Annotated in this window: 1 protein-coding gene; it reads left to right on the forward strand. The window is 45.2% G+C overall.

From position 1 onward, the window contains the following. On the forward strand, nt 1-1,180 hold a 1,180-nt coding region (tuf, locus tag H5087_RS19975), incomplete at its 3' end, for an elongation factor Tu (protein WP_182673144.1).

A 1,180-nucleotide genomic window follows, 5' to 3' on the forward strand; every position in this document is an offset into this window, starting at 1 on the left:
ATGGCAAAAGAAAAGTTTGAACGCGTAAAACCGCACGTAAACGTTGGTACAATCGGCCACGTTGACCACGGTAAAACTACACTAACTGCAGCAATCACTAACGTACTTGCAAAAGTATACGGCGGTGTTGCTAAAGATTTCGCATCAATCGACAACGCTCCAGAAGAGCGCGAACGTGGTATCACTATTTCAACGTCTCACGTTGAATACGATACTCCTACACGTCACTACGCACACGTAGATTGTCCTGGTCACGCCGATTATGTTAAAAACATGATCACTGGTGCTGCTCAAATGGATGGCGCGATCTTAGTAGTTGCTGCGACAGATGGCCCTATGCCACAAACACGTGAGCACATCCTTCTTTCTCGTCAAGTTGGCGTTCCTTACATCGTTGTGTTCATGAACAAATGTGACATGGTTGATGACGAAGAGCTACTTGAACTAGTAGAAATGGAAGTTCGTGAACTTCTTTCTGAATACGATTTCCCAGGTGATGACTTACCTCTAATCGCTGGTTCTGCGCTTAAAGCGTTAGAAGGCGAGAAAGAGTGGGAAGATAAGATTGTTGAGCTTGCAAACGCACTTGACTCTTACATCCCAGAGCCAGAGCGTGACATCGATAAGCCATTCATCATGCCTATCGAAGACGTTTTCTCAATCCAGGGTCGTGGTACTGTTGTAACTGGTCGTGTTGAAGCTGGTATCATCCGCATCAATGACGAAGTAGAAATTGTTGGTATCAATGATACAACTCGTTCTACTTGTACTGGTGTTGAAATGTTCCGTAAGCTTCTTGACGAAGGTCGTGCTGGCGAAAACATCGGCGCACTTCTACGTGGTACTAAGCGTGAAGACGTTGAACGTGGTCAAGTACTAGCTAAGCCTGGTTCAATCAACCCACATACTACATTCACTTCAGAAGTATACGTACTTTCTAAAGATGAAGGTGGTCGTCATACTCCATTCTTCAAAGGTTACCGTCCACAGTTCTACTTCCGTACAACTGACGTAACTGGTGACGTTCAGTTACCAGAAGGCGTAGAAATGGTAATGCCTGGTGATAACATCAAGATGACAGTAACTCTAATCGCACCAATCGCGATGGATGAAGGTCTTCGTTTTGCTATCCGTGAAGGTGGTCGTACTGTAGGTGCTGGTGTTGTAGCAACTATCGTAG

The sequence above is a fragment of the Pseudoalteromonas sp. SR43-7 genome (assembly GCF_014163785.1).
Taxonomy (GTDB): domain Bacteria; phylum Pseudomonadota; class Gammaproteobacteria; order Enterobacterales; family Alteromonadaceae; genus Pseudoalteromonas; species Pseudoalteromonas distincta.